The following is a 25,048-nucleotide window of genomic DNA, read 5'->3' as shown; positions in this document are numbered from 1 at the left end:
GTAAACACAGAAACCCGACTTATTAAAAAAGTCGGGGTTCTCAAATAACTACTTATTAGCTTAAAAATTGAGATATTTTACTTATTTATCACTGACATAATAGAACTCATGATTTTTTGGAACACGGAAGCTATAAAATTACTCTTACATTAATCGAATTCAAATTTTTTAGGTATCAAGCATGACAGCAACTACCCCGCAGGCAACGTCAACAACGCCCGCTTTTTGCGAAGGCATTCAATATTTTTCGGAAACACTCCCTGGTTTTGAGACTTATGGGAAAGCACCTGCGATCGCCGAGGGGAGCAAGTCGATCGCCGATCCTGCCGATCCCGTCGCCGTCTTTCAAACGATGCTGGGAGCAGACGCCCTGCGCTACCTGACGCTGCAAGTTACCGCCAGCAAGGCATCGGGACATCCGGGGGGTTTTGCTAGCCAAGCTGAGGCTTATGCCGCTTTGGTAATGCTCGGACACAAAAACATTGTCACCGAAGTCGGCCATCACGCGCCGGGATTTTACAGTGCGATGTTTCTCGATCGATCTTTGGAGGATATGGGAATTTTCAACGTGCAGCAAGTGCGCGATAAATTCCGAGAAAAAGACGGTTTGTTAGGACATCTTTCCGGTTTCATTCCCGGCCTTTTAGCACCGGCCGGCCCCCTCGGACAAGGGCAGCATTTTGCAATGGCTGGAGCGCTTTTGCACCGGGAAAAACTGTTTGCTTTCACAATAGGCGACGGCGGCATGGGCGAACCCTATCCGATGAGCAGCATGGGGCATTTCCACACTGCTTATCCCAGCGTTACTAACTTTTTGCCTGTGTTGGTTTGGAACGGATATTCTCAGGAACATCACAGCATGGTTTCGACTAAAACTAATGCTGAAATGATTGCTTATTGGCAAGGCAACGGTTTTGAAGAAGTTATCTTAGTTGATGCTAAGGAATTTGACGATAAAAATCAACCGGAAGATTATGTTGACAGCACTGCTTTTTCGCTCGAACAGCGCATGGCATTTACCAAAGCTGTTTTACAAGGAGTTGACAAAGCGGCAAAATCTGCTCTCGGCGGCAAATTAACTGTGTTTATTATCAAACAGTTGAAAGGTGCCGGCGTCCACGCGCGCGGAGCAAAATCTCACAACCTTTATCCGAAAGATACGCTGGATGCTCCGCACATTATCAGTGCTTTAAAAGAGCGGGCTTTGACTGCTGCTGCTTGGGAGTTGGTGCGGACAAATGCTGAACGCGCGGGCGGCGGGCCGGCGGCGAAAACAGTTGTTACTGAGTTTACATTGCCGCTGCCAGATTTAGGCGAATTGCCTTTAGAAGAATTTGCAGTTGGGGGAGAACCGAAGATTTCGACAACAGCAATGGGGGTTTTGGTAGGGAAAGTGGGCGAGCGCGATCGTAATTTTCTTGTCACTAATGCTGACGGCAATGAAGCATCGGCAATTGCCAATATCAATCAAGCTCTCAAAATTATTCACCCGACGACAGATGACCTGTACAATCAATCGCCAAACGGTCAAGTTTACGAACCTTTGAGCGAAGATGCTTGCGCCGGTTTAGCCGTAGGCTTATCGCTATTTGGAGCGCGGAGTTTGTGGTGTTCCTACGAATCTTTTGCCATCAACGGTTTACCAATTTGGCAAACTGTAACCCAAGCAATGGCAGAATTACGCCGTCCAACTCCGGCAACTGTCACCTTATTTACAGCGGGTGCATTGGAACAAGGCCGCAACGGTTGGACGCACCAGCGGCCGGAAATTGAGGCTTATTTTGCGGCGATGATGCGGAACGGAAATGTGTTTCCTTTGTTTCCACCGGATGCTAACAGCATTCAAGCTTGTTACGAGTGGGCTTTGACTGCTAAAAATAAGGGAGTTGTGATTACTGCAAGCAAGTCGCCGCTGCCAATTCGCACTACTTTTGAACAGACTCGCCAAGCTTTACAAGACGGTGCAATAGTGCTGCACGAAGTCGATTCCCCGCAAGCTTCCCAGAATCAAGGGGGGAGCAAGAAAGTTGTGTTTGCAGTTGTCGGCGACATGACGTTAATGCCAGTGTTTGAAGCGGCGGCATTTTTGGAAACAGAAGGGATTGGAGTGCGGATTGTTTCTGTTGTGAATCCCCGGCGTTTGTATCGTGCTAGCGATGTTGCTTGGGATACTTGTTCGGAAGCTGACGGCGGCTTTTTGAGCGATGAGAAATTTGCTGAATTGTTTGGCGGAGATGCCTTGATTGGCGTGACAGGCGGTGCTTCTGGGATGTTGGAACCTGTGATGCTCCGCAGCAATTGCAAGCGGGATACTTTCGCTTGGAAGCGGGGGGAAACTACTGCTAGTGCTGGTCAGTTGATGGCGTTTAATGGGTTGACTGCTGAGGCGTTGACAAAAAGGGCGATCGAGCTAGTTCATTAAGTTAGAATGTGAGTGAATGCCCCTGCCTGGTTTGTGCTGGGTAGGGGCTAGTAATATTTAAAATAGGATGGTGATACCTATGACAGAAAAAATTTTAGAAGAAATAGGTACGCTTGCAGAACAGCGATTTATTCTCCCCGGTTATTATACTTGGGAGCAATTTGAGGCGATCGAATCTTTGATGACCGACTCTCCGGGTTTGCGGATAACTTATCTTGATGGGTGGATCGAGTTTATGACACTGGCCGAAGCACATGAGACAATCAGTTGTATTCTTAATTTTTTGCTACAACTCTACTTTTGTGAAATGGGAATTGAATATATTCCTGTAGGAAGCGCAACTCGCAGAGACCGGGGAAGAGATGTATCATTTGAACCAGACGAGTCTTATTATATAGGTTCAAGAAAAGAGCATCCCGATCTCGCAGTCGAAGTAACCATTACTAGCGGGAGTACAAATAAACTCGCTAAGTATCTGCGACTTCGCATTCCTGAAGTCTGGTTTTGGGAAAATAATCAGTTGGCTGTGTATGGGTTGCGGGAGGATAATTATGAGCAAGTTTCAAGAAGTGAGTTGCTGCCGGAATTGGATTTAGAATTGCTGGTGCGTTGCGTTTTAATTCCTTCAAGGATTGAAGCAAGGACAGAGTTTATTAATGGGGTTCGGCAAGTGGGTTGAATGCTGAGGAGTTGGTAAAAAGTGCGATCGTCTACGAGGGCTTCGCTAAGGGCTTGATTGGTTAAGCTAAAATATGACAGACAACCATTGGCTCTCACAAACAGCCTTTGCGCGATCGGCTCCAAGGATTTGTTAGACTGGTATGCGTAAAGTTACTAAGCTCAAAAATATGAAAACTTATAGCTTTTATATGAAATATTTTAGAATCGGAATTATTCCTCTCTCTTTTCTCTTGATCAGCGTGAATCAGCGTCAATCCATTGTCATCTGCGGTTAAAAAATTCTCTTTTTTTAACCGCAGATACAGGCAGATAAACACAGATTAACGCAGATGAATTATCTCAATTACGGTGGCACCGTCCGTGATTTTTGACTGTTGACTAGATTTGACGCCCGACGATGCTACCGGATTTGTTCTGCTCAGATTCTAGAGCTATACCTGCATCTTTAACCTAATTCTGAGGGGATAATTTATTCTGAACTTTTTCGTATTTTACTGTTAGATAACTTGGCTTTGTTAGCTCTAAATTTAGCGATAGTGCTAGAGGTTTTGCAGCGACAAAAAATCAATATTTTGTGAAAAAAATGTCTTAATTTTATTCATTTTTTTCCCCACAAGCCATCAACCAAAAACTCATCATCGATCGATCGCCCGCAGCTACAAACTCATCCCGCGAAACCAGATAGCTTTCTATTTCAGACTCGGAAATTAACCCTTGTTTGGCCATTTGCAAAATGGGTCCGGAGTCCAGCAAAGGTTCAAATGCTTCAATTCCAATTAAATCGCTGTGGCTGACAACCGCTTCTAAATCAACGCTACCAAACCCAGCTTCTTTGAGAATGCGGCACAGATTTCGCCCGACGCATAAATTGCCGCCCCGCGATGCCATTACCTGCTTGAATTTCTCCCTGACAATCTCGACTGACCAAGGTGGATTTGTCAGCCAAAACAAATCCGCGTCGCTATCAATAATCACCAGTTTGCCGCCCGGTTTCAAGATGCGGAATATTTCTCTAGCTGCGGCGACGGGATCTGGGAGGTGAACGAACAGCAAACGGGCGATCGCAAAGTCAAACGTGTTATCATCCAAGCCAGTATCCGCCACCGATGCTGGAATGCGATTTACTCGATCGCCCCCTTTGCCGTGCAAATATGCTACTGCTTTTTCGTGCAGTACCGGGTCAATTTCTACCGCTGTTACCGGACTGTTTGGCAGCAATTCTAACAGTTTTTCGGTAAAAAACCCCGGCCCGCTACCCGCTTCCAAAACATTCATCCCGTCAGCTAAACCGAACCAAGTTAAATTGCGCGCCTCCTTTTCCCAACTGAGGAGAACTTGACCTTTTAACCGCTGGATTTCTGCGTCAAGTTCCAGATTGTACGTGCTGGCTTGATACGAACCTTCTGCTACCATAAAATCATCCTTTTTCCTGCTGCGACACTTAGATTATAATAGACCTGCGCTTTAGCGCAATTCTCGTTGCGGACATCCACAACCCCAGTTGGCGGACAGATGCAGGACGGGAGCCAGGTAATTCCTCTATTGTAAGAAGATGACCGAGACGATTTTAGATTGGGAATTTGGGATTTTGAATGAGAATTTCAGCGGTTGAAAGCTCCTAGTTTCAACTAGGTCACAAATCGAAAATCGTAAATTCCCAATCTAAAAGGGGTGGACGGATTACCTAAACTGACGATGTTGTGTGGCAACGAATAAATTATGCCCCAGACTTTACCTCAACCGGAGAAACGAACATTTTTAGTTGTGGATGACCATGCGATGGTGTTAGGTGGCACGCTTAACATTCTGAAGCAAGAATATCCAGAGGCAGACATTCTAACGGCTCCGACGGCTCAGGCAGCCCTTCAGCAAATAGCGCAGATGACCCCGGATTTGGTGATTGTGGATCTGGTGATGCCAGAGACGAGTGGCGAAACAGCTCAAGCCAATTCAGGGCTTCAACTCCTCAAAACGTTGATGGAGCAGTATCCGAGTCTGAATATTGTGGTGCAGAGTGCCCATGTTCGGACTTTAGTTTGGCTGAAACCGTCGATCGACAATCACATGGGCGGCTTCACAGTTGTCGATAAGAGCCAGCCGATGAAAGACTTGCTGGCAATGGTTGATTGGGCGCTGCACGAGCGGATTTATACACCCAGAGAGATCCGCAACGGGCTGCAACTCAAACCCGCCTGGATGCAGGTGTTGCAGTTTGCTTTTCAAGAGAGCTTGCAGGATACTGCGATCGCCAAACGAATGAATGTTTCTGAACGCACTGTGCAACATTACTGGACTAAGATTCGAGATGTGCTAGAAGTGTATCCTGATGATAATAAGAATCTGCGGATTCAAACGGAAGTGCGAGCTAGGGAACAAGGATTGATTGATTAGTGAAGCCCGATCGATGGCAAGCAGTGAAAGCGGGCGTCACGACTTGGGGACGAGGATCGCTTCCAGGGGTGATGGTGATTGTCGCTGTGATGATGGCTCGATTGACCGGTGCGCTTCAGTTTTTGGAGTTGGTGACGTTCGATCGATTTCTGCGGCTGCGCCCCCCTGAGCCGATGGATGAACGGATTGTAATCGTAAGTATCACCGAGGAAGATATTCAACGCGCTAGGACTTATCCGATTCCCGATCGCGAAATTGCCGATTTACTCAAACGGTTGCAGACGTATCAACCGATCGCGATCGGGCTGGATATTGTACGCGATATTCCGGTTGAGCCGGGTAATGCTGAACTAACATCGGTGTTTCGCAGCACCAAGAATACGATCGGAGTGGAGATTGCTCTGCCCGATCGCAGTGGCTTTACCGTCGCACCTCCGCCCGCGCTGCCATCGGAACAGGTTGGCTTTGCAGATGCCGTTCTCGATGCAGATGGCTATCAGCGCCGCAGTTTATTGGGCACTAGCAACGCTCGACAGGAATACCGTTTTTCCTTCGCGATCCGGCTGGCAGAACGCTATTTAGCAGCCCGAGGAATTGAGTTTGGTAATGGAATTCGCGACCCAGACGCGAAGCGCTTTGGCAGCATTGAATTGACCAGAGTGCAGTCAAACTCTGGCGGATATGTGGGGGCGGATGCTGGCGGCAACCAGATTTTGCTGAATGTTCGCAGCGGGAAAATGCCGTTTCGCGTGCTTTCTCTCTCGCAAATCAAATCGGGACAGGTCAACCCGGATTGGATTCGAGGCAAAATTGTGCTGATTGGGATGATGTCTTTTAGCGCGAAGGATTTGGCAAGTTCGGGCGCGATCGTTGGCATCAATCCAGGACGGATTTACGGAGTCGAAATCCAGGCACACGCCACTAGCCAGATCGTTAGTGCGGTGATCGATGGGCGATCGTTGCTTCGGGTTTGGGCAGACGCATGGGAATATCTCTGGATTGTGGCATGGGGACTTTTGGGGATAAGTCTGGGACGGTTTTTGCGAGCGCCCTGGAAAATTTTGTTGGGGCTCTTAGTCGCCAGTGTCAGCTCGATCGCACTCTGTTACTGGCTGATTCTTTTGGGATGGTGGGTGCCGATCGTACCTGTCTTGTTGGTGCTGGTGTTGAATGGGGCTGGCTTGATGGCAGCGTTATTTTATCGCCACGAACAGGAACTCCGACTGCGCTTGGAGGAACGTCAGTTTGCGATCGAGCAGACCTTTAATGCAATTCATAGCGGCCCGTTACAAACATTGGTTGGAATTTTGAGAACTGCTCAAGAACAAGCCACACCGCCGTTATTTCTACCGGAGTTGCAACGCTTGAATCAAGAATTGCGGGCAGTTTACGGCTCTGTGCAACGAGACGCGATCGCAGATGAACCGCATCTCCGCATGGGGAGTGCGATCGAATTAGCCCTGCAGGCTCCATTGCATGAATTGCTCTACAAGGTCTATTCCAACACGCTCGAACAAGAATTGCCCTACCTCAAAACGATCAAATTCAAAATTGTGCAGTTCGATCCCTTGAACACCTCGCATCTGCGGTTGGAACACAAGCGAGCACTCTGCCGCTTTCTGGAAGAAGCGCTCTGCAATGTCGGGAAACACGCGATCGAAGCCACTCGCTTGACTGTAATTTGCACTCAAGAAGGCGATCGGCAGGTGATTCGGGTGGCGGATAATGGTAGGGGGAAACCGTCTCAGTCAGAAACGCTTAGCTTGGCCCAAATGGATCGAGAGAGGGAAACCACCGAAGAGCCAAACCCTAAACTTCAATCTTCAGGATTAGGAACCCAGCTTGCAAACAACTTAGCCAAACAGTTAGGCGGAGCATTTCGGCGCTACCCGAATCAACCGAAGGGGACAGTGTGCGAGTTAACCTGGCCAGCAAAACGGCGGTGGTTCTGGTGATTGCTTCCTCAGAGTTAGGGAATTATTCGTCTCTCTCTCTTCTCTTCCTCTGTCTTCTCTGCGTTCTCTGCGGTTAAATCATTCCCATCGAACCATAACTGTCAACTGTCAACTGTCAACTGCTATCTTTGCACCTTCCCGCAAACGACGCTTGCGGGCAGTCCTCTATTGTGTTTGTGTATTGTTGATTACTGTAGAAATAGTTACAGAGGGGATTGCGATGATGACTCACGAGTTGAAGCGTCGAACCATTTACTCTGCGGGCATTGCGAGTTTAATGCTGAGTGTTTCGTTCTGGATCGCTCCTGTAGCGCTGGCAAAATACACTCCTCCTCAAAACCCTTCTAAACCGAAAGAAACGGGGACGAATACCACTCGCGGCGGCATTTGTGAAGGTAATTCATCGGTGAGATTGACTGCCTTAGTGCCGTTTAGCCATGTGGCAGAGACGATTTCTGGGCATCCGACCTTTACCTGGTTTGTACCCGATAGCCCTCCTCGTCCGCTGCAATTCCGGCTGTTTACTCGCACGGGACAACTGCTCTACAGAACCGAGATGCAGAGTCAGCCAGGAATAATGTCGCTTGCTTTGCCCTCAAATCTCCCCCAACTGTCGATCGGGCAATCCTATCAGTGGCAAGTGGTGTTGGTCTGCGATCCGGATGATCCTCCGAGCAATGTGGTGGCGGCGGCAGAAATCAAAGTCGTTGGGCCTGCTGCGTCGTTGCAGTCTCAACTTGCAGCAGCCCAAACTCCCCAACAGCGGATCGACTTGTATGCGGAGGCGGGGCTATGGTATGACGCGATCGCCGAAGCGCGCAAAGCCTCTGAGACTTCTCAAAGCCAAGCGGCGGTGCTGGAATTGCTAGATTCTCTCGCTAGTTCGGAAGCCGAACCTTTGAAAGATTGGAGCGATCGATTGCGACAAATTAGGGCGATCGAACAACAACGATAACCCCCACAACCCAAACCCTAAAATCCCATGAAGCCTGACTCGCTAAAACTGCTTAAATCCAGCGATCGTAAAGTGCGATCGGGCTTCCTCTTTCCCCTCGCCTTTTGCCTGTTGTCTGTTGCCTTTTACATTCCTCGGCACTCTCAACTCCCGGTTGTTGCTCAAACTACGGATGCTCGTCAAGCAGAGGGCGATCGGCTAATACAGCAGGGGATTCAACAGCATCAGACTCGCCAATTAAGAGCAGCGTTTAATTCCTGGCAACAGGCGCTCCAAATTTATCGCGCCATCAAAAACCGCCAAGGGGAGGGTGTAGCACTGGGCAATTTGGGAGATCTTTACCTCTCTCTGGGCAACTATGCCAAAGCCATTGAGTATGTACAGCAGAGTTTAGCGATCGCCCGCGAAATTAAAGACCGCCGATGGGAAGGTATAGCACTGGGCAATTTGGAAGCCGCTTACTACTCTCTGGGCAACTATACCAAAGGCATTGAGTATACACAGCAGAGTTTAGCGATCGTCCGCGAAATTAAACACCGCCAAGGGGAGGGTGTAGCACTGGGCAATTTGGGAGGTGCTTACATCTATCTGAGCAACTATGCCAAAGCCATTGAATATTCACAGCAGAGTTTAGCCATCGCCCGCGAAATTAAAGACCGCGAAGGGGAAGGTGTGGCACTGGGCCATTTGGCAGTCGCTTACAACTATCTGGGTAACTATGCCAAAGCCATTGAGTATTCACAGCAGCGCTTAGCCATCGCCCGCGAAATTAAAGACCGCGAAGGGGAAGGTGTGGCACTGGGCCATTTGGCAGGCGCTTACAACTTTCTGAGCAACTATGCCAAAGCCATTGAGTATTCACAGCAGAGTTTAGCCATCGCCCGCGAAATTAAAAACCCCCCAGGAGAAGGTGTAGCACTAGGCAATTTGGGAATCGCTTACGGCGCTCTGGGCAACTCGGCCAAAGCCATTGAGTATACACAGCAGCGCTTAGCCATCGCCCGCGAAACTAAAGACCGCCGCAGTGAGGGTGTGGCACTTGGCAATTTGGCAGCCGTTTACATCAATCTGGGCAACCATGCCAAAGCCATTGAGTATGCACAGCAACAGTTAGCCATCGCCCGCGAAATTAAAGACCGCTACGGGGAGAGTGAGGTACTGGGCACTTTGGGAGGTGCTTACATCTATCTGGGAAACTCGGCCAAAGCCATTGAATATTCACAGCAGAGTTTAGCCATCGCCCGCGAAATTAAAAACCGCAAAGGGGAGGGTGCAGCAGTGAGCAATTTGGGAATCACTTACCTCTATCTGGGCAACTATGCTCAAGCCATTGAGTATACACAGCAATATTTAGTCATCGCACGAGAAATTAAAGACCGCGACGGGGAAGGTACGGCGCTCAACAACTTGGGAGCGGCGTTCTTGAGAGCTGGCAACCCCACAGAAGCTGAAAAAATGCTCGTGAATGCGATTCAAGTTTGGGAATCCATGCGTCAAATGCTCGGCTCCAACGACGCTAATAAAGTCTCCATCTTTGAAGAACAAGCTCGCACCTATCGCCTTCTACAAAAAGTCAGGGTGGCTCAGAATAACCCGATCGCCGCTTTAGAAATTGCCGAACGGGGACGTGCTCGTGCCTTTGTTGATCTCCTGACAGAGCGCTTATCCTCAGGTTCTACCAATCCGGTCATTACCGCTGCTCCCAACCAGGATCAAATCCGCCAAATCGCCAAAGCACAGAATGCCACTTTGGTGCAGTATTCCATCATCTACGACGACTTTCAGATTCAGGGAAAAAGCGAACCGCGAGAATCCGCGATTTACATTTGGGTGATTCAACCGATGGGTGAAATCACCTTCCGAGAGGTAGACCTCAAACCCCTTTGGCAGAAGCACAACGCCTCTCTAGCCAGCTTGATCGTTGGCAATCAAGAATTCCTCGCCGTCCGCAGTCGCAGCAGTCTTGGCTCCACCCAACCCCAACCCGACTTACCCACCCTGCATCAACTGCTGATCGAGCCCATTGCCAGCCTCCTACCCACAGACCCCAATGCCCATGTCATTTTCATTCCCCAAGGTTCCCTGTTCCAGGTGCCTTTTCCCGCTCTCCAAGATGCCAGCGGCACTTACTTAATCCAAAAACACACGATTCTCACCGCCCCCTCGATTCAAGTATTGGATTTGACTCGACAACAACGACAGAAGTTAGCACAGAAGCCAGTCAACAGCAGCAGGGCTCTAGTCTTGGGCAATCCCACCATGCCAAGCGTGTCTCTCTCTCTGGGAGAGCCCAAACAGCAATTGTCTCCTCTACCTGGAGCCGAAGCTGAAGCGATCGCGATCGCCCCTCTGCTCAATACTCAAGCCATCACAGGCGCTCAAGGTACAAAAGCCCAGATCGTCCAAAAAATGCCCCAAGCATCGATTATTCACTTAGCAACGCATGGATTGCTGGATGATGTGCGCGGATTGGGAAGTGCGATCGCCCTTGCTCCTTCTGGTAGCGATGACGGCTTATTGACTGCAGAAGAGATTTTCGATATGAAACTGCAAGCAAGCTTAGTTGTTTTGAGTGCTTGCAACACTGGAGAAGGCAGAATTACCGGGGATGGGGTGATTGGTTTGTCGCGCGCTTTGATTTCGGCAGGAGTGCCGAGTGTGATTGTTTCTTTATGGGCAGTTCCCGATGCGCCGACCGCCGAATTGATGCAGGCATTTTATCAAAACTTGCAAAATAATCCCGACAAAGCACAGGCATTGCGGCAGGCAATGTTAACCACGATGAAAACTCATCCCCAGCCGCGAAATTGGGCGGCATTTACTCTGATTGGGGAGGCCGAGTAAGTTTTTAGGAATAGCGAATTGGCTCAATGTTTTTTTCCTAAATTTTATCCTAAATTATATCAATTCCGGTTGTACCGGAATCATAGAGCAGAAGGCAGTGCGGTTTCCCTACCCAAAATAACATTCTAGGGAAACCGCACTGCCGTCTCCTTTTCGGATACTAATAATTCCCATGCAATCGGAAACAAGCTTTATTCTTTAGTCGGCGCAGGCCGACTTTGTTTGTGTAGACCGGGTTTCAACCGCCGAGTCATCTTCTCAATCTCAAAACTGATGGAAGTGAACCATCTACTCTACATATTCACATACATTGCACTTTCCCGCAATCTATTTTGCACTTCATACTTCATCAAGTCTGTGGGTAGAACGAATGATTTCCCAATCTGGGTTGCTTAAGATTTAAGTCAAGTGTTAAGAGGATTTTTTTATGGCTTTACAACCCGCTCCGTCAGAATCTCGACTATTAATTGGCGACAATACATCCGAAGTTGTTACTTTGTCGATCGCAGATGCAACTAATTTTCCTTTGGGAGTTTGGATGCTTGCAGGTGACGATGTAGTCACTGGCTCAACAGCTAATGATTTGGTTTATGGCAATGATGGAGAAGATTTTCTCAGCGGGGATTTGGGCAACGATTCTTTATTCGGAGGCAAAGGTAGAGACTTCCTGACTGGAGAAGAGGGAAATGACTCTCTCAGTGGCGGTCAAGATGCAGATTTTCTAATAGGTGATGCAGGAAACGATATTCTCTTGGGCGGCAGAGGCAATGATTTATTAATCAGTGGTAGCGGAAATGACACTCTGGTGGGAGGTTTGGGTCAGGATATTTTAGCAGGTTTGGATGATAATTATTCAATCAAAATCGGGGGCAGTAACTTGTACGTCATCCAAGCAGAACCCGGAGTTACAGATGTCAATAATGCCGATTTTATTCTAGGTTTCCGAGTTGGCGTCGATCGAATTGGATTGGCAGGTGGTTTGAATGCTACCGATGTAGACTTACAATACGTGACAAACATCACAGTTTTATTGGACTTTGATGCACCAGAAATTTTTAACCTATTGACCCCGCTGGGTACATTAGATTCTCAACCGATACAGACTCAAGGCACTCTAATTAAAGTTAGGAATTCCGGCGAGATAGTAGGCTTTGTGGAAAATGCAAGAGTGGCCGATATTCAAGGTAGTATTATCTCTGCTCCGGGATTTTGATCGCTTTTTACAGCTTCGTAGCGAGGAATAAATTCCTCATCAATGGCTCTTGAAAACTTCAGTGCCTAAAAGCGACATTTATATCTGAAAGAGGACTAATGAGTTATATTCTTCAGTCCTCTTTTAGAGGACTTGCCCTATGAGACAGGGAATTAATTCCCTGGCGGACTGTGGAATGGATCTTTGTTCGCGATCGCGTCTCAATAATCTTAACACTGATGGAAGTGAACCATCTATTCTACATATTCACCTACATTGCACTTTCCCGCAATCTATTTTGCACCCCGTACTCGATCAAGTCTGTGGGTAGAACGGATGATTTTTCTATCTGTGCTGCGTAAGATTTAAATCAAGAATGAATCTAAATATCTGAGGTTTTAAATTATGTTAGACATCACAACTAATCCTAACGAGTGCCTTTATTTCAATCCACAGTCAAACGATCTCGCCCAATCAACATTTCCGGCTAACAGCGACTTGCTCAACCCAGCGATCAATCCATTGAATATTCCTGGTTATAGTCCTGAATCTAGCTTGACTAATTCCACAGCATCCAGCTTCGACCCACAGACACAGATAGCAGATTTTATTGTAGCTAATGTAGGCGCTGGCTTCAGTTACTCTGCGAGCGATCGAGTTAGTGGCGATGTTGCCGATGCTCAACTCAAACCGCAGTCACAATCGGCGATCGCCAACGCAGATCCGCTAACAGGAACGATATCTGCTTCCCAGTTGAATTTCGCCGATCCAGGGAACTCTCTGTCGATAGCTCGTAATATTGTTGGTGTTGAAAATGGTAGCATCAACTTAACTGATTTTGTCGGAGTTGGAGCTTCCAACCATTTCTATCGATTCGATATCAACACTAAGAGCAATTTTAGCCTGCGTCTAGACGGTTTGAGAGCGGATGCTGACGTAAAGCTAATTCAAGATAGAAACCGCAACGGTGTAGTTGATTTTGGGGAAACTATTGACTACTCTCTTGAGAGTGGCATCGTCCCCGATGTCATTAATGTATCCAATCTGGCTCCCGGAACATACTATGTCCAAGTCTCTAGCTTCTTAGGCAACTCTACTAATTACAACCTGAATCTTTCTGCCACCTCTATTCCTGAACAAAATCTTCCCACACCTAGCGGTATTTTTAATAGTAATTACGGCTACGGTTTGGTGAATGCAAATGCAGCAGTTTCCACCACCTTAAACCGCTCAAATCCTTTTCCAGATATTCCCGATTTAGGCGGGAATAATTGGGTGCTAGATGCCATAAATACACCGGAAGTTTGGAATCAGAACATTACAGGAAATGGGATTGTTGTAGCTGTCGTGGATAGTGGTGTTGACTACACCCATCCTGACTTGGATGAAAATATTTGGCAGAACCCTGGTGAAATTGCTGGAAACGGCATTGATGACGATCGCAATGGATATATTGATGATATTCGGGGTTGGGATTTTGTGGCTAGCGACGACAACCCAATGGATCTGGATTTATACGGTCACGGGACTCACATAGCAGGTGCGATCGCGGCGGAAGGAAATGATTTTGGCATCACAGGAGTTGCGCCCAATGCTAAGATTATGCCTGTCAGAGTGTTGGACGCCTCCCTTTACGGCGAGTTGAATAATATTGCTGCTGGAATCCGCTATGCTGCTGATAATGGAGCAAATGTAATTAACCTCAGCTTGGGAAATGAGTTTTCCCCGTCCACCCAGGTGAATGAGGCAATTGAGTATGCAAATAACAAAGGCTCTGTTGTGGTTATGGCAGCCGGAAATTTGGGTCACATCCAACCAGCTTATCCAGCTCGTAATGCCGATCGCTTGGGAATTGCAGTGGGCAGCATTGATATAAACGGCAGGATGGCTGACACCTCGAACCGTGCGGGTTCCACACCTTTAGATTACCTAGTTGCTCCGGGAGTAGACATTTATTCTACAACTCCCTATAACACCTATGACACCCTAACTGGCACATCTATGGCAACGCCACAAGTAGCGGGTGTAGCGGCTTTAGTTTTGAATGCCAATCCGACTTTAACTCCAGCTCAAGTTGAGTATATTTTGACGACAACAGCTAATCGGAATGGGTTGATAGGATAGCATTGCAAATCCCGACTTAAGTCCTGCGGACATTAATCGAGCATTAGAGCAGACGGCTCTGGATATGGACGATCTAAACACGCCAGCTTTTGATTTTGGATTTGACTATGCCAGTGGGAAATGGTTTGATTTAAACCGATCGGGGGATCGCTAAAATTGTCGTCTAATTCAGATTAGAGTCCTCATCCCTGCGGCGAGATCGGGGAGGCAGAGTAAGCTTCTATGAAGGTCGATCGCCTGTGGCAGATGGAGGCGATCGCACGACGACGGCAGAAAGAGCGATCGGGCTAATTCTCTAAATTCCAACTCTAGAATCCTATGCTGTATTCCCCATTTAAGCGACTCAAATCAACCCACTCTAGGCTCACTAATGTTTTCCTAGCTTCCATTTCCCTATTCCTGCTTGCCACTATCCCCCTATTAACTACTCCTGACTCTCTCTTGCCAGCGATCGCTCAAACTACCGATGCTCGTAAAGCAGAGGGCGATCGGCTAATGAAGCAGGGGATGCAACAGTCTCAGACTGGCCAATTAAGAGCAGCGCTGAATTCCTGGCAACAGGCACTGCAAATTTATCGCACCATCAAAAACCGCCTTGGGGAGGCTTTGGCACTAAACTTTTTGGGAGGTGCTTACCGCTCTCTGGGCAACTCGGCCAAAGCCATTGAGTATTTACAGCAAAGTTTAGCCATCGCCCGCTCCATTCAAGACCGCCCAAGTGAAGGTTTCGCAATGGGCAATTTGGGAGTCGCTTACTACTCTCTGGGCAACTATGCCAAAGCCATCGAGTATTCACAGCAGAGTTTAGCCATCGCCCGCTCCATTCGAGACCGCCAATGGGAGGGTACAGCACTAGGCAATTTGGGAAATGCTTACCTCTCTCTGGGCAACTCGGCCAAAGCCATTGAGTATTCACAGCAGAGTTTAGCCATCGCCCGCTCCATTCAAGACCGCCAAGGAGAAAGTAGGGCGCTGGGCAATTTGGGGAGCGCTTACCAGTCTCTGGGCGACTATGGCAAAGCCATTGAGTATGGGCAGCAGTGGTTAGCCATCGCCCGCTCCATTAAAGACCCCCAAGGAGAAGGTAGGGCGCTGGGCAATTTGGGAGGTTCTTACCTCGATCTGGGCGACTATCGCAAAGCCCTTGAGTATGGGCAGCAGAGTTTAGCCATCGCCCGCTCCATTCAAGACCGCAAGGGGGAGGGCGGGGTACTGGGCAATTTGGGAGGTGCTTACCGCTCTCTGGGCGACTCTCGCAAAGCCATTGAGTATGGGCAGCAATATTTAGCGATCGCCCGCTCCATTAAAGACCGCGAAGGGGAAGGTGCGGCACTGGGCAATTTGGGACTCACTTACTACTATCTGGACAACTATGCCAAAGCCATTGAGTATTTACAGCAAAGTTTAGCCATCGCCCGCGAATTTAAAGACCGCCAGAGGGAGGGTGAGGTACTGCGCAATTTGGGAGGTGCTTACATCTCTCTGGGCAACTCGGCCAAGGGCATTGAGTATATACAGCAGAGTTTAGCGATCTCCCGCGAAATTAAAGACCGCCTTGGGGAAGGTGTCGCGCTCAACAACTTGGGAGCGACGTTCTTAAAGGCTGGCAACCCAACAGAAGCTGAAAAAATGCTCGTCAATGGGATTCAAGTTTGGGAATCGATGCGTCAAATGCTCGGCTCCAACGACGCAAATAAAATCTCCATCTTTGAAGGACAAGCTCGTACCTATCGCGTTCTACAAGAAGTCCGAGTGGCTCAGAATAACCTGATCGCCGCTTTAGAAATTGCGGAACGGGGACGTGCCCGTGCCTTTGTCGAGATCCTGACAGAGCGCTTATCAACTGGTGATGCCAATCCGGTCATCGCCTCTGCTCCCAACGGCGAGCAAATCCGACAAATCGCCAAAGCACAGAACGCCACTTTGGTGCAGTATTCCATCATCTATCAGGACTTCCAGATTCAGGGCAAACGAGTAGGGCGAGAATCCGCGCTCTACATTTGGGTGATTCAACCGACAGGCGAAATTACCTTCCGCAAGGTAGACCTTAAACCGCTCTGGCAGCAACACAACGCCTCCCTAACAAGCTTGATCGTTGGCAATCAAGAATTCCTCGCCGTTCGCAGTCGCAGCAGTAGGGGTTTTGTTCACCCGCAACCCAACTTACCAACACTGCATCAACTGCTGATTGACCCAATTGAAACGCTTTTGCCAAAAGATCCCAATGCCCATGTCATTTTCATTCCCCAAGGTTCCCTGTTCCAGGTGCCCTTCCCCGCCCTGCAAGATGAAGGCGGGACTTACTTAATCGAAAAACACACCATTCTGACCGCCCCCTCGATTCAAGTATTGGATTTGACTCGACAACAGAAGTTAGCACAGAAGCAACCTAACAGCGGCAGGGCTCTAGTCTTGGGCAATCCCACGATGCCAAGTGTGTCTCTTTCTCTGGGAGAACCCAAACAGCAATTGTCTCCTCTACCTGGGGCCGAAGCTGAAGCTAGAGCGATCGCCCCTCTGCTCAACACTCAAGCCATCACGGGCGCACAAGGGACAAAAGCTGCGATCGTCCACAAAATGCCCCAAGCATCGATTATTCACTTAGCAACGCATGGATTGCTGGATGATGTGCGCGGATTGGGAAGTGCGATCGCCCTTGCTCCTTCTGGTAGCGATGACGGCTTATTGACCGCAGAAGAGATTTTTGATATGAAACTGCAAGCAAATTTAGTTGTTTTGAGTGCCTGCAACACTGGAGAAGGCAGAATTACCGGGGATGGGGTGATTGGTTTGTCGCGGGCTTTGATTTCGGCAGGAGTGCCGAGTGTGATTGTTTCTTTATGGGCAGTTCCCGATGCGCCGACATCCGAATTGATGCAGGCATTTTATCAAAACTTGCAAAATAATCCCGACAAAGCACAGGCACTTCGGCAGGCAATGTTAACCACGATGAAAACCCATCCTGGGCCCCGCAATTGGGCAGCGTTCACGTTAATTGGGGAGGCAGAGTAAGGACGATCGCTCTAATCTGCTTGTCGCGATCGATCTGGTATATGTTGTGCATTGAAATTGTATATTTCAATCCCATATCAAAAATTGTCAAATCCTCTCCCCCTCTCCCTCTCTAATACCAGAGAAAATCTAGCTCCACGAGAGCTTAGTGCCCCTATCGCGAAACTGGCGGTAGCAAAACTTCTGCTTCTTTCTCGATTTTAGCTTCCTCCAACATCGGCTCTAAAACCGGAGAAGGAATCGGCACTTCTTCAACTACCTGATGCTTTTCCAAAGTCAAACGAGACTGAGACGAACCCGACAATCTTTTCAACAATTTGGGTGTCGGATCGTACAGCAAATAAATAATTCGATCGCCTGCTTGCCAAATCTGGGTCGCCGACACTACTTGCAAGTATCCTTGCCTTTCCAGCAGCAGCGGCGCCAACTCCCCGGCTTTGACCAAAGCTTGTAAGTGATCAAGCTGAAACTGCAAGCCCTCACTTTTTAACTCAGTTTCCCCCAATTTAACTTCGCCGTCGCTCAAATATTCGTTCCAATCCTTCAGCGACAAATCGGAGACAAAAGCTTGATTGATTTTACTCTGATTAGCAGGCGTATTTGCTTGCGGATCTTTGGGGAATATTGCCAAAACCCTCGGCGGTGCAAACTCTTCGGCTGCTCGCTGAGCTAACACTAAGTTTACCTCGCCGTTGTTAGTCATTGCCAGAAAAGTCCCCATCGACTCCAGTCCGGCTTCTTCTAACACGCTGTGATCCAGAGCACTGCTCAAAAACACACGCAAACCCTCTCGTTCTGCTTGTGCACAAGCTTCCGGGTTGGTGTCGATAATTGCCACAGATTCGCCGCGTTCTTGAAACAAGCGAGCAATTAATCTGCTCAAAGGATTTGACCCGACAATTGCAGCACCGGTTGCAGATTTTGAGGTGATGCCCAACAGTTGAGCGATCCGTCCGGCTGTTAGTCCTTGGACGAAAACTGTCATAATAATTGTTAGGAAAACTAAGGCTTTAATCGAGTCGCCCCCGTTGATTCCCCGCTGGGTGAGCAAAATTGCAAATAAAGATGCGATCGACGCTGAGACAATTCCCCTCGGCGCTACCCAACAAACAAATAATTTCTGTCGCCAATTCAGTCCGCTGTTCCAAGTACACAGCCAAACATTGATCGGCCGCACTACCCACATTAAAGCTAAAACTGTAAACAAACTTCCCCAACCGAGGGCGACCACACTAGCGAGGGATAAATCGGCCGCCAGCAGCACGAACAGCATGGAAATAGCAAGGACTGTCAGTTGACCTTTAAACCTCCTCAGCAGCCTTTCTTCCGGCACAGCAGCGGCTCTGAGGACGATGCCGGAGAGGACTGTTGCCATAAGTCCCGATTCGCTGCGTATTTCTTCTGCTAAGCCGAAAAATCCCCACAAACCAGCTAAAACTACTAAGTTTTTGAGGTCTTCTGAGAGAAATTGCGATCGCTTGAGAATGAATCCCAGCAGCCAACCTCCGGCAGCCCCGATGACTGCACCAACGAAGAGTCGGACGATTAAATCTCGGAACACAACCAGCAAATCAGCATTGCCGTTCAAAATAATATTCAGCACCAATACTGCCAGAATTGCCCCGACAGGATCGATTAAAACGCCTTCTGCTTCTAGCAAGGCGGCAACTTGTTTGTCAACGGATACTTGTTTGAGCAAAGGGCCGATTACCGTCGGGCCTGTGACGACTACTAGAGAAGCATACAGAAATGCGATCGGCCAGGGAAATTCCCCCAACCAGTGTGCGGCCATTCCGCCGCCAATTAGCGTAATTAAAGTGCCTACTGTAACTAAATTGCGGATGCTGCCGGAAACTTTGCCCAAATCTCGCAATTCCAAATTCAAGCCGCCCTCAAACAGAATTAAGGCTACGCAAAGCGATACCATAACTTCCAAACCGCTGCCCAGCAGATTCGGGTGCAGCACTCCGAAGCAGTCTGGGCCGGCTAAAATGCCAAACAACAGCAAAAAGACGATCGCCGGAACTTTCAGATAAGCGGCGAGAACTTGAGCGCTGATGCCACAGATGACGGTCATGACCATCAACTGGGTGATGTTAAAGGGAATTTCCATAGATACAATTGTTACAGGCTGCCCGCTTAGTTTTAAAGGTGGGATCGCGGGTAATTGGAGTGCAGGCGCTATTTTCGGCGCAGCTTACAAACTCGGCACGGCCCTGGATTTTTGCGAATAAGATTAAAAAACCTTGATATTGGCTCTAACTTTATCAGATAATTCTCTTGGCGTCAAAGATGGGAGTAAGCTGTAGCTAAGCGAGAGATTGTCTGTTATGTTCGAGAGTCCGATGGGATGAGAGCACAGAGGGAGAGGATTTGACGAATTTTGATGGGGAGTCAATTTCAAATCTCAAATAGCAAGATTTGCCAGCTTTTCTATTATAGAGCCTTTCAACTTCGAGATTCATCTGTGGAGTCAATGTCCAATCAAAAAGCTCACATCTCAAATCGAGCACCCTCAGACTCATCTTTAGAGTAGAGTTCTCATCTAAAATCTCAAATCGCAAGATTCATCTGTAGAGTCAATCTAACATTTAAAATCTATAATCTATAATCGACTGGCATTCTGCCACCTGCGCAAAAACTCCGATAGAATAGTCGGCGAAATTCGCCCTTCCAGCCAATCTAAAGCCTGGTTTTGGTTTGGTGCGGCCCGATAAAATTTGCACGCATCTATTAGCCGAATCGGAGAATTAGTGACAATAGATTGAGAGCGCCATTTTTGTGCAAACTCGGCAATAATAGCCGGAGAAATTTGTTTTTGCAGCCAATCTAAAGCTTGGTCTTGTTGTGCTAAACCGCGATAAAATTTGCCCACATCTATCAATCGCAAATTACTGTCTGGAGGTAAGGTAGTTGCCCGCCATTTTTGAGCAAATTCCCCTAAAACAGAGGTAGAAACTTGACTTTGCAGCCAAATTAAGGCAGTATCTTGGCTAGCCTTAGCTTGATAAGACGAGAATACCTGAGTCAGCCGCACGTCTGATATGGGAGTGGGAGTCGGAGCAGGAGTCGGCTGCGGGACGGGTGTCGGGGCTGGAGGGGGAACGATTACTTTGGGAGATTTTCGCATCAAAGCTGCCCACGTTTTGAGGCTGGCAATGCCGTCTGGATTGAGACCTTGAGATTTCTGAAACGAGATGAGCGCCGCTGTGGTGGTGGCTCCAAATTTACCATCCATCGCGCCTTGATAAAAACCTTTAATTCTTAATTCCCTCTGGATGTCTGCAACTTTATAACTTAGGGCGCCTTCTCGGACGCTTTCAAAAATATTGGTGTCTACATTGCCCGAGACGCCGGACACGCTGCCGGTGTCGCTGTACTGCCAAAAAGTCCAAGTTTTCCAGCCGCCGGGAACCCAAGGTTCTTCAGCACTGGTATAGTGAGCAATCCACAGTGGGTAATCGGCAAACCGTTTTGTCCCCAGGTTGTCCCAGAAACCGGGGTAAGTGTAGATAATAGGCCGCATCAAGGTGGCTTTTTCGACCGCTTCTAACCAAATTGCGGCTCGATCGCACAATTGATCCACACTCAAACCGCCTGTAGTTTCCACATCCAAGACTGGCGGCAAATCCCCCGGTTCGAGTTTTACAGTTTTCAAGAACAAATCTATTTGCCCTTGAACGCTGCTTGCAGGTCGAAAAAAGTGGTAAGCACCGCGTTGAATCCCCGCCGCTTTCATCGCCGCCCAATTGCGGGCGAAACTTTGGGCAACTAACGTTGCACCCTCGGTCGATTTGACAAAACTAAAGGTAATACCATCCCGGGCAACTGCTTGCCAATTGACATTGGGCTGGTAGTCGGAAACGTCTATACCGCGAATACTCATATTACGAAAAGTTGGAAAAAGCTGGTTTGGTCTGAAGCAGCGACTCGATTAAGGGTACATTAAATTGTAATGCTAAGTCGCTAAGTGTTTTTTTTGCAGGGGAGATAGTGCAAATGAAATTCGATCGAATAGATCCCGGCCCTGGTGAAGAGTCTGTTTGGGATTACCCGCGTCCCCCTCGCCTTGAGGAATCGACCAAACACGTACAGATAATTTTTAATGGAGTGACGATCGCCGACACGCGCCGTCCTCAGCGGGTATTGGAGACAAGTCACCCTCCTGCCTACTATATCTGCCCCGATGACATCAAAATGGAATATTTGCACAAAACTTTACGGGGTTCTTGGTGCGAGTGGAAGGGACAAGCCGGTTATTACACTGTGACGGTGGGAGAAAAGGAAGTAGTAAATGCTGCTTGGTTTTATCCCAATCCTAATCAGATTTTTGTAGCTATTAAAGATTATGTGGCTTTTTATCCCAGCAAGATGGATGCCTGTTATGTGGATGGAGAATTAGTGCAATCTCAACCAGGGGATTTTTACGGGGGCTGGATTACCAAAGATATTGTCGGCCCGTTTAAGGGAGGGCCAGAAACTTGGGGGTGGTGAGGGAAGGTTGAGTTTTGAATTTTGAGTTAAGAACAGGGGCAGAAACCACGTTTTTTTAGGGAAAACCTCGTTACAGCCTCGACCCAGGGTTAAAAACGCGGTTTTTTGAGTTTGTGAACACCGTCCATGAGCGGAGGACTGGCGCAGAAATCGTTTTTTTTACGCCGTAAAAAGCCCATAGTAAAAAATTGAGTAAATAATGAGAATTATTCAATAAATCTTTAATTTAGTGAGCATGAATCAAGGCAGTGCAGCTACAAAAAATAACGCAGCAGCTTCTTCCCTTATAAAAAATAGTGTAGTAAATAATACAACCAATGGTAACAAATAAATACTAATCTAAGTTAATAGTTGACACTAGCTTCGTTGCTGCTTTATTATTTATTCGGATCTGCGCTGTGTCTGTTGAATTTATTGAGCCGTCTAACTCGGCAGAAAACTCACCCAAAAATTTATCTTTAGAGTCTACTCTTAAGGATCTAGATCTATTCAATTTTAAGGTTGACTCCTCATATCTCGCCAAAGAAGTAGCTCGGTTTTTTCAAGCTCACCCGCTGCTTCCGGGAGTTATCTTGACCGTAAATGGGGAATTTTTAGGGATGATATCGCGTCGGCGATTTATGGAACGCATGAGCCGCCCTTACGGAGTAGATATATTTGCTTGCAGACCGATTATAGCCTTGTATCAAATAGCTCAAACCGATATTTTGATTTTACCAGGAGTAGCCTTAATTGTCATGGCAGCTCAGCGAGCCGTACAGCGACCGCCGGAACTGCTTTACGAGCCAATTGTTGTGCAGTTAGAACCTCAAGTTTACCGATTGTTAGACGTGCATCAACTGTGGGTAGCTTTATCCCAAATTCACCAACAAGCTACTTGGTCTATGAGCGAACTTTATTACAACTTATCCCTCACGCAATCCGATTTAGAAGCAGCTAATTCTCAATTAAAAGCAGCTAATTCCGAATTGTATCGCCTTGCCAACTTAGATGGCTTAACTCAGGTTGCCAACCGTCACTGTTTTAACGAATACTTAGAGAAAAAGTGGCAAGAGTTGGCGGAAGCAGCGGCAGAAATATCTTTAATTTTATGCGATGTAGACTTTTTTAAGAAATACAACGATACTTATGGACATCAGGCGGGAGATACTTGCTTGCAGCAGGTAGCCCAAGCTATTTTGGAAGCGGTAAATTACTCAACAGGCGAAGTTTCGGGCGAGAGTCTGGTAGCCCGTTACGGAGGCGAAGAATTTGCAGTGATTTTGCCTCGGACTTCGCCTGAAATAGCTGTCTGGATTGCAGAGCAAATTCGAGTGTGGATCAAAGAACTAAAAATTGAACACGTTAATTCAGAGGTGTGTTCTCTCGTGACGCTGAGTTTGGGGGTAGCGAGTACGGTTCCTCGATCGTCGGCAGCACAAAAAAACTTGATTGCAGCGGCAGACCGCGCGCTTTATCAAGCTAAAAACCGAGGGCGCGATCGAGTAATTTTAGATGCCGATAGATTTTAGATTGGAAAATCGTTTCGATCACAGATTGTCTGGCAAGTCGCCGATCGACCTCCCGATGCTAGACAGCAATTTCTCCAAAGCTTTCATCTGCTTGACGGTGAACGTGGGTACGTTTTTCCCCAACTCCCAACGGCTGATGGTTTGCGACGAAACGCCAAGCTCTCGCGCCAAATCTTCCTGACTCATCTCCAGTTCTTCCCTGAGCTTCTTCAAATGCGACTCTTCATCTTCTGGTCGCGGAACGGGCTTTTTCGGCATAACTTTGAGCGCACATTTTTTCTATAAGATGCTTAAGCATCTTGACTAAACAATAAATTGATTAGACAATATGTTTAATAGCCAGCCCAGAACCGTGGAAAGTACAAGGACTGGCTCTAAAACCCCTTTGGAAAGGAGCATGAATCGATTATGCCTTACAAACAGCGTCTGAATTCCTGGATTATTGTTCGCCTGCTTCCCAATTTACAAAGAAGCGTTGTGGGTCGGTTTCGCAGTTGGTCGGATGCAGACGGTCAGATCCGCATTTTGCGGCAGTTACTGCCGGAGGCGAGCCTAATAGTCGTGTTCGATCCGGGCGATCGCTCGTAGAGTAGTTTGGAGAATAGAAGCGATCACGCAACGGTAAGGCGCATAGCTGGAAAGGGGCGCTCGCTTCTATTCTCATTGGAACTGTTATCGGGCGATCGTACCCAGTCTACAAAGACTCGCACCAAGCACGTTCTGCCGTCCAGTGTCTGTCTGAAGATTCATAAATCCTCAACCCATCCAATCCGGCATTTTGGATCATCTCCTCAACTTCATCCAGCGTAAATGCTGCTTGCAACGAATCGCTGAATAACTGTTTCTGATGGGCGTTGCAATCTCCCGCATACAGATTGACTAAATTATCCCTGATTTCTGATGTTTCCGGCCGCAGTAAATCCCGCAAAAAAATTGCTCCTTGCGGCTTCAACACCCGCTTGACTTCCTGCAAAAAGGGCAGCGGATCGGGCAAATGGTGGATAATGCTGTTGGAAATCACCATGTCAAAATAGTTGTCAGGGTAAGGCATTGCCTTAGCATCAATTAATTCGAGATTAATTTGCGATCGCGCGCCCGCCTTTTCCACATTTTGGGCCCCGACTTTCAGCATATTTGCCGACAAATCGATGCAAGTCAATTTCCATGCTGGCCGGAGTTGAAAAAGGGCGATCGGAATTCTCGCCGTACCCGTCCCCACATCCAAAACGTTTCCAAAAACCGGTCCCAACGCCGCCGCACTCTGAGCAAAAGCAGCATTAACCTCAGCAAAGTCCATCGAATCGTATTCGATCGCCTCTTCCAAGGAATCCATCACTTCCGGTTCCAAAACTCGCTGCATAAAATTTATCTCGTTATCTGGCATTTTCATATATAGCAATCCTAAATCATTATCAAGACTAGGATACAATTATATGCAATACTTGATTGTGACAATAAAAAGATGAA

Annotated in this window: 17 protein-coding genes; 12 read left to right on the top strand and 5 right to left on the bottom strand. The window is 47.8% G+C overall.

All coding sequences use genetic code 11. From position 1 onward, the window contains the following. Window positions 1-181 precede the first annotated feature (181 nt). On the top strand, window positions 182-2,422 hold the full coding sequence (locus QUA42_RS08715; protein ID WP_333136904.1) for a phosphoketolase: 2,241 nt from the start codon (window positions 182-184) through the stop codon (window positions 2,420-2,422). 79 nt (window positions 2,423-2,501) lie between these two features. Further along, a complete protein-coding gene (locus tag QUA42_RS08710; RefSeq protein ID WP_333136902.1) occupies window positions 2,502-3,101 on the top strand; it encodes a Uma2 family endonuclease in 600 nt (199 codons plus the stop codon). Between the two features lie 596 nt (window positions 3,102-3,697). Here the strand turns inward: QUA42_RS08710 and QUA42_RS08705 are convergent. Further along, a complete protein-coding gene (locus tag QUA42_RS08705) occupies window positions 3,698-4,516 on the bottom strand; it encodes a methyltransferase domain-containing protein (RefSeq protein WP_333136900.1) in 819 nt (272 codons plus the stop codon). Between the two features lie 306 nt (window positions 4,517-4,822). Between QUA42_RS08705 and QUA42_RS08700 the strand changes: the two genes are divergently transcribed. From QUA42_RS08700 to QUA42_RS08670, 7 genes are all read left to right on the top strand, one after another. Next, a complete protein-coding gene (locus QUA42_RS08700) occupies window positions 4,823-5,494 on the top strand; it encodes a response regulator transcription factor (protein ID WP_333136898.1) in 672 nt (223 codons plus the stop codon). After that, window positions 5,494-7,449 (top strand): CHASE2 domain-containing protein, encoded by a 1,956-nt coding sequence (locus QUA42_RS08695; RefSeq protein WP_333136896.1) that lies wholly within the window; start codon window positions 5,494-5,496, stop codon window positions 7,447-7,449. The genes QUA42_RS08700 and QUA42_RS08695 overlap by 1 nt, the downstream gene beginning before the upstream one ends. A gap of 181 nt (window positions 7,450-7,630) precedes the next feature. After that, a complete protein-coding gene (locus QUA42_RS08690; RefSeq protein ID WP_333136894.1) occupies window positions 7,631-8,404 on the top strand; it encodes a DUF928 domain-containing protein in 774 nt (257 codons plus the stop codon). Between the two features lie 27 nt (window positions 8,405-8,431). After that, window positions 8,432-11,248, top strand: a complete 2,817-nt coding sequence (locus tag QUA42_RS08685; protein WP_333136892.1) for a CHAT domain-containing tetratricopeptide repeat protein — start codon at window positions 8,432-8,434, stop codon at window positions 11,246-11,248. Window positions 11,249-11,675: 427 nt separating this feature from the next. After that, a complete protein-coding gene (locus tag QUA42_RS08680; protein ID WP_333136890.1) occupies window positions 11,676-12,461 on the top strand; it encodes a calcium-binding protein in 786 nt (261 codons plus the stop codon). Between the two features lie 384 nt (window positions 12,462-12,845). Continuing rightward, a complete protein-coding gene (locus QUA42_RS08675; RefSeq protein ID WP_333136888.1) occupies window positions 12,846-14,564 on the top strand; it encodes a S8 family serine peptidase in 1,719 nt (572 codons plus the stop codon). A gap of 318 nt (window positions 14,565-14,882) precedes the next feature. Beyond that, window positions 14,883-17,576, top strand: coding sequence for a CHAT domain-containing protein (locus QUA42_RS08670; protein WP_333136886.1), 2,694 nt, complete (start codon window positions 14,883-14,885; stop codon window positions 17,574-17,576). 154 nt (window positions 17,577-17,730) lie between these two features. Here the strand turns inward: QUA42_RS08670 and QUA42_RS08665 are convergent, their stop codons facing one another. Together QUA42_RS08665 and QUA42_RS08660 are read right to left on the bottom strand one after the other, a co-directional pair. Further along, window positions 17,731-19,689 carry a cation:proton antiporter domain-containing protein gene (locus QUA42_RS08665; RefSeq protein WP_333136884.1) on the bottom strand — a complete coding sequence of 653 codons (1,959 nt, stop codon included), beginning with the start codon at window positions 19,687-19,689 and terminating at the stop codon, window positions 17,731-17,733. A 492-nt stretch (window positions 19,690-20,181) separates the two neighbouring features. Beyond that, complete coding sequence (locus tag QUA42_RS08660; RefSeq protein ID WP_333136882.1) at window positions 20,182-21,462, bottom strand: GH25 family lysozyme; 1,281 nt, start codon at window positions 21,460-21,462, stop codon at window positions 20,182-20,184. A gap of 113 nt (window positions 21,463-21,575) precedes the next feature. Here QUA42_RS08660 and QUA42_RS08655 point away from each other — a divergent pair, with 113 nt between their 5' ends. Continuing rightward, a complete protein-coding gene (locus QUA42_RS08655; RefSeq protein ID WP_333063476.1) occupies window positions 21,576-22,070 on the top strand; it encodes a DUF427 domain-containing protein in 495 nt (164 codons plus the stop codon). Window positions 22,071-22,468: 398 nt separating this feature from the next. Next, a complete protein-coding gene (locus QUA42_RS08650; protein WP_333136880.1) occupies window positions 22,469-23,581 on the top strand; it encodes a diguanylate cyclase in 1,113 nt (370 codons plus the stop codon). Window positions 23,582-23,599: 18 nt separating this feature from the next. Here the strand turns inward: QUA42_RS08650 and QUA42_RS08645 are convergent, their stop codons facing one another. Beyond that, window positions 23,600-23,839: a helix-turn-helix transcriptional regulator gene (locus QUA42_RS08645; protein WP_333041566.1), complete on the bottom strand. Its 240-nt coding sequence runs from the start codon at window positions 23,837-23,839 to the stop codon at window positions 23,600-23,602. A gap of 150 nt (window positions 23,840-23,989) precedes the next feature. On the opposite strand from QUA42_RS08645, the gene QUA42_RS08640 reads away from it, so the two are divergent. Continuing rightward, window positions 23,990-24,169 carry a hypothetical protein gene (locus tag QUA42_RS08640; protein ID WP_333136878.1) on the top strand — a complete coding sequence of 60 codons (180 nt, stop codon included), beginning with the start codon at window positions 23,990-23,992 and terminating at the stop codon, window positions 24,167-24,169. 106 nt (window positions 24,170-24,275) lie between these two features. On the opposite strand, the gene QUA42_RS08635 is transcribed toward QUA42_RS08640, so the two are convergent. Continuing rightward, window positions 24,276-24,941 carry a class I SAM-dependent methyltransferase gene (locus QUA42_RS08635; RefSeq protein WP_333137019.1) on the bottom strand — a complete coding sequence of 222 codons (666 nt, stop codon included), beginning with the start codon at window positions 24,939-24,941 and terminating at the stop codon, window positions 24,276-24,278. Window positions 24,942-25,048 lie beyond the last annotated feature (107 nt).

The organism is Microcoleus sp. Pol11C2 (assembly GCF_036701505.1).
Lineage (GTDB): Bacteria > Cyanobacteriota > Cyanobacteriia > Cyanobacteriales > Microcoleaceae > Microcoleus.
This window is presented reverse-complemented; position numbering and strand designations above follow the sequence as displayed.